A 5,515-nucleotide genomic window follows, 5' to 3' on the forward strand; every position below is an offset into this window, starting at 1 on the left:
ACCCCCCCCCCCCCTTCCACCACAACCCCCCCTCCCCCCACCCCCCCCCCCCCCCCCCCCAACCCCCCCCTCCCCCCCCCCCCCCCCCCCCCCCCCGCCCCCCCCCTCCCCCCCCCCCCCCCCCCCACGGCGTGCTTCCTGCTGCTGTACGGGAGTGGATGCCGCTGCCTGTGAGGCTGCTACGGGCCCTCCAGCCAGGCCGTGTACCAGGCGCGGAAGCCGGTGCCCGCCGGGACGAAGCCGCCCCAGTCGGGGTCGATCTGCCAGACCTCGCCCCGCCGCGGGCCGTTCAGGACCAGCCTGAGGAACATGCCGCAGCCCCGTTCGGCGAGCGTGAGCGTGCCCTGGGTCAGCGCGGCCTCCGGGCGGCGGATCGGGCCGGGCAGGGGAGCGGTGAGAGGGAACGGCAGGGCGAGCCGGCCCGGGAGCCGGTCCTCCTGCCATTCGTCGTCCACGGCCCACTCATCGCCGGCCTCCGGGCGGGGGACGGTCAGCGGCAGCAACCCGTGACAGGGCCCGGCGGGGCCGTCGCCCACCTCCGCGACGAAGGACCGGTACTCCCGGGGCAGGACGATCCCGTGGGCCTCCTCGAACGCCAGGATCTCCGCCTCCGGCACCGGTGGCGCCAGCTCGTACCGGTGCGTGTCCGCCCCGAAACGCTCCCGCCCGGGGTCCCCCGCCGCCATCTCCCGTATCCGTGTGCGCACGCCGCGCGCGTCCCAGCCGGTCATCCCGGGACCGTAGCAGCGGCGCCGCACCCGGCGCGGAACGGTGCCCGCCGGGGTGGGCGTGGCTCGCTTGACACGGAAATCGAACATCCATTCTGATGGGTTATCCACAGCCGAAACGGGCGTGGGAGCGCATTGTCAGTGGCAGGCGTTAGCGTCAATGGCGTGAAGCGATCGACTCAAGCAAACCGGGTGGAACCCATGGCAGGCACCGACCGCGAGAAGGCTCTCGACGCCGCGCTCGCGCAGATTGAACGGCAATTCGGCAAGGGTGCGGTCATGCGCCTCGGCGACAAGCCGAACGACCCCATCGAGGTCATCCCCACCGGGTCGACCGCACTGGACATCGCCCTCGGCGTCGGCGGTCTGCCGCGCGGCCGCGTGGTCGAGATCTACGGCCCGGAGTCCTCCGGTAAGACGACCCTGACCCTGCACGCCGTGGCCAACGCCCAGAAGGCCGGCGGCACCGTCGCCTTCGTGGACGCCGAGCACGCGCTCGACCCCGAGTACGCCCGCGCCCTCGGCGTGGACACCGACAACCTCATCCTGTCCCAGCCGGACACCGGCGAGCAGGCCCTTGAGATCGTCGACATGCTGGTCCGCTCCGGCGCGCTCGACCTGATCGTCATCGACTCCGTCGCGGCCCTCGTGCCGAAGGCGGAGATCGAGGGCGAGATGGGCGACTCGCACGTCGGCCTCCAGGCCCGCCTGATGAGCCAGGCGCTCCGCAAGATCACCGGTGCGCTGAACCAGTCCAAGACCACCGCGATCTTCATCAACCAGCTCCGCGAGAAGATCGGTGTGATGTTCGGCTCGCCGGAGACCACGACCGGTGGCCGCGCGCTGAAGTTCTACGCCTCCGTGCGCATCGACATCCGCCGCATCGAGACCCTGAAGGACGGCACCGAGGCGGTCGGCAACCGCACCCGCTGCAAGGTCGTCAAGAACAAGGTCGCGCCCCCCTTCAAGCAGGCCGAGTTCGACATCCTCTACGGCCAGGGCATCAGCCGCGAGGGCGGCCTGATCGACATGGGCGTGGAGCACGGCTTCATCCGCAAGGCCGGTGCCTGGTACACGTACGAGGGCGACCAGCTGGGCCAGGGCAAGGAGAACGCCCGCAACTTCCTCAAGGACAACCCCGACCTCGCCAACGAGATCGAGCGGAAGATCAAGGAGAAGCTCGGCGTGGGCGTCCGCAAGGACGCCGAGGGTGACGAGCCCGCCGCTGCCGCGCCGGCCGACGCCTCGGTGCCCGCCCCGGCGTCGAAGGCCAAGCCCGCGGCCAAGGCCGCCGTGGCCAAGAGCTGACCGTGCGGGAAGAGCAGGAGAGGGGCGGCAGAGCGAGGGGCGGCCGTGAGGGCCGCCAACAGCTGCCGCCCCAGAGTCCCGAGGAGCAGGCGCGGGCGATCTGCCTGCGCCTGCTCACCGGGATGCCGCGCACCCGGCGGCAGCTGGAGGAGGCCCTGGCGAAACGGGGCATCCCCGAGGAGGTGTCGCAAGAGGTCCTCTCCCGGTACGAGGAAGTGGGCCTGATCGACGACGCCGCCTTCGCCGGGGCCTGGGTGGAGTCCCGGCACCGCGGCCGGGGCCTGGCCCGCCGCGCGCTCGCGCAGGAGCTGCGGACCAAGGGGGTGCACACCACCCTCGTCCAGGAGGCGCTGGAACAGCTCGACTCCGAGCAGGAGGAGCAGACCGCCCGGGAACTGGTGGAGCGCAAGCTCCGCAACACCCGCGGCCTGGAGCGGGACAAGCGGATCCGGCGCCTCGCGGGCATGCTCGCCCGCAAGGGATACCCGGAGGGCATGGCCCTGCGGGTGGTCCGGCGCGCGCTGGAGGCCGAGGGCGAGGACGCCGACGACCTGGGGTACCCCGGGTACTGAGCCGGGCTTCGCGCCGTGGGGCCCGACCGCGGGGGACGGCCGGGCCCGGGGGGTGGGGGTAGCCCCCGGTCGAGGACGCCGGAGCGCTCCAGTGCCCGGAAACCGGCGCCCGGCCAGAGTTGACCGCATGATGCTGCGTTACGCCCTTCAGACCGTCCGGGACCGCAAAGCCGGCTTCCTCGGAGCCTTCGTCGCGCTCCTGTGCGCGGCGGCCCTGATCACCGCCTGCGGCACCCTCCTGGAAACCGGACTCCGCGGCCGGATCGCCACCGAGCGCTACGCCGGCACCCCGGTGGTCGTCTCCGCCGACCAGAACGTCCACCAGACGACGGTCAAGGAGAAGAAGGGCAAGACCAAGACGAAGCACAAGGCCAAGCCCGTCGCCGAGCGGGCCTGGCTCCCGGCCTCCACCGTGGAGACCGTACGCTCCGTCCCCGGCGTCGAGCGGGCCGTGCCCGAGCTGACCTTCCAGGCCGCCCCGGTACTGGGGGCCCCGGCCGACCCGGCCAGGCCCTCGTACGGGCACGCCTGGACCTCCGCCGTCCTCACCCCCTTCACCCTCGCCGAGGGCCGCGCCCCCCAGGGCGGCGACGAGGTCGTCATCGACCGCGCCCTCGCCGCCCGGGCGGGACTGGCCGCCGGAGCACGGCTGACCGTACAGGCCACCGGCGAGCCGAAGACCTACACCGTCAGCGGCATCGCCCGGACCGCCCACGGCGACCTCGGCCGGCAGACCTCCCTGTTCTTCAGCGACACCGAAGCCGAGCGGCTCGCCGCCCGCGCCGGCCAGGTCACCGCCATCGGAGTACTGCCCCGGCCCGGAACCGACGCCGGCCGCCTCGCCGGACAGATCAAGCAGGCGCTGGCCGCCACCCCGCAGGGCACCACCGCACGGGTCGCCGCCGGGGACGACCGAGGCCCCGTCGAGTTCCTCGACGCCGCCGGAGCACGCATCAAGCTCGTCTCCATGGGCGGCGCCATGGGAGGCACCTCCCTGCTCGTCGCGATCCTCGTGGTCGTCGGCACCTTCGCCCTCTCCGTCCAGCAGCGCCACCGCGAACTCGCCCTGCTGCGCGCCATCGCCGCCACCCCCAAGCAGCTGCGCCGCATGATCGGCCGCGAGGCGCTGCTCGTCGGCCTCGCCGCCGGCATCGCCGGCTCCCTCGCCGGACTGCCCCTCGCCGCCTGGCTGCACGGCCGCTTCGTCACCAGTGGAGTCGTCCCCGCCACCCTGGAACGCACCGCCGGGATCTTCCCGATGTTCGCCGCCGTCGGAGCCAGCCTGCTCGGAGCCTGGGCCGCCGCCCGCATCACCGGCCGCCGGATCGCCCGGATCCGCCCCGCCGAGGCACTGGCCGAAGCCGCCGTCGAACGGGCCCGCCCCTCCTGGATCCGGACCCTGGCAGGCCTGCTCCTGCTGGCCGGCGGAGCGGTGCTGGTCGTCGTCCTCGGCTCGCTGCGCACCGAACCCGCCTCCACCCCGGTGACCTTCCTGGCCGTCGTGGTACTGGCCGGCGCGGTGTCGCTGCTCGGCCCGCTCCTGGTCCGGCTCGCGACCGCGCTGCTCGCGGGACCGCTGCGGCTGGCCGGCCCCGGCGGCCGCCTGGCCACCGCGAACCTGCGCGGCAACGCCACCCGCATGGCCTCCGCCGTCACCCCGCTCACCCTCCTCATCGGCATGACCTGCACCGTGCTCTTCGTCACCCCGACCCTCGGCGACGCGGCCCGGGCACAGGCCCGCGAAGGGGTCCGCGCCCAGTGGGTCGTCACCGCGCAGGGCCCCGGCGTGAGCGCCGGCACCGCCGAGCGGATACGCCGCACCCCGGGCGTCACCGCCGCCACCGAGATCGTGCACACCTCGGTACGGGTCGGCCTGACCAAGTACGCGGCCCAGGGCGTCACCCCGGCCGGCCTCACCCGCACCTGGGACCCGCAGGTGATGCGCGGCAGCCTGGACGGCTTCGGCGAGAACAGCGCCGCCGTCAGCGAACTCGCCGCCGACCAGCTGGGGCTGAAGCCCGGCAGCCCGCTCAAGCTGACGCTGGGCGACGGGACTCCGGTGACCCTGACGGTGTCCGCCGTGTACGGGCGGGGCCTGGGCTTCGGCGACCTGACCCTCCCGCACGGCCTGGTCGCCGCCCACGTGGACAACCCCCTCGCGGCGAGCGTCCTCGTCGCGGCGGAGCCCTCGGTCGGCCGGGAGCGGCTCGCCGCCCCCGGGCTCGCGGTACTGTCCGCGGCGCAGGCCGACGCGGCCCGGGCCGAACGGCAGGCCGCCGGGGCCGAGATCAACCTGCTGGCCATGGGCCTGGTGCTGGCCTTCACCGCCATCGCGGTGGTCAACACCCTGGCGATGTCCACCGCCGAGCGGTTCCGGGAGTTCGCGATGCTGCGGCTGGCCGGCGCGAAGCGGCGCCAGGTGCTGCGGATGCTGCGCACGGAGACCCTGGCCGTGCTGCTGATCGGGGCGGTGCTCGGGTCGGGGATCTCGCTGGCCGTGCTGACCGCGTTCAGCGTGGGCATGACGGGGGTGGCCGCGCCGGCGGTGCTGCCGCTGGTGTACGGGGTGGTGGTCGGCGCGGCCGCACTGCTGGCACTGGCCGCCACCGCCCTCCCGGGCCGGGCCGCGCTCCGCCTCCGCCCGGTGGAGGTCGCCACCTCCAAGGCATAACCCCCGGCCCGCCGGGCCCCGCCCCCCGCCTCCTCCCCGCCCTGCGGCCGGGCCGGCGGGGGCGGGGCTTCGGCCGTGCGGGGTGCCGCGCGCCGGTTACGGGGTGCCGGGTGCGGGGGCCGGGGTGCCGCTGCGCGGGGCCGGGGTCCCCTACCCGCCCTTCGCCCGTTCCCCGGGGCTGCGCCCCGGACCCCCTGGGGGCTCCGCCCCCAGACCCCCGCGCCTCAAACGCCGGC

At 74.7% G+C, this 5,515-nt stretch carries 3 protein-coding genes and 1 pseudogene; 3 read left to right on the forward strand and 1 reads right to left on the reverse strand.

Translation table 11 applies throughout. The annotated features are described in order from the left end of the window. Positions 1–179 precede the first annotated feature (179 nt). Positions 180–731, reverse strand: a complete 552-nt coding sequence (locus AC07A6_RS33940; RefSeq protein WP_478779683.1) for an SMI1/KNR4 family protein — start codon at positions 729–731, stop codon at positions 180–182. Between the two features lie 198 nt (positions 732–929). Between AC07A6_RS33940 and recA the strand changes: the two genes are divergently transcribed. The 3 genes and pseudogenes from recA (at position 930) to AC07A6_RS33955 (ending at position 5,279) form a co-directional block, all read left to right on the forward strand. Next, on the forward strand, positions 930–2,036 hold the full coding sequence (recA, locus tag AC07A6_RS33945) for a recombinase RecA (protein WP_362474735.1): 1,107 nt from the start codon (positions 930–932) through the stop codon (positions 2,034–2,036). Then, positions 2,021–2,608: pseudogene (gene recX, locus AC07A6_RS33950) on the forward strand (recombination regulator RecX); the annotation flags it as partial. The gene recA and the pseudogene recX, both read left to right, overlap by 16 nt. 127 nt (positions 2,609–2,735) lie before the next feature. Then, positions 2,736–5,279, forward strand: a complete 2,544-nt coding sequence (locus tag AC07A6_RS33955; RefSeq protein WP_478779684.1) for an FtsX-like permease family protein — start codon at positions 2,736–2,738, stop codon at positions 5,277–5,279. Positions 5,280–5,515: the final 236 nt, after the last annotated feature.

The sequence above is a fragment of the Streptomyces sp. NPDC044002 genome, from assembly GCF_056434525.1.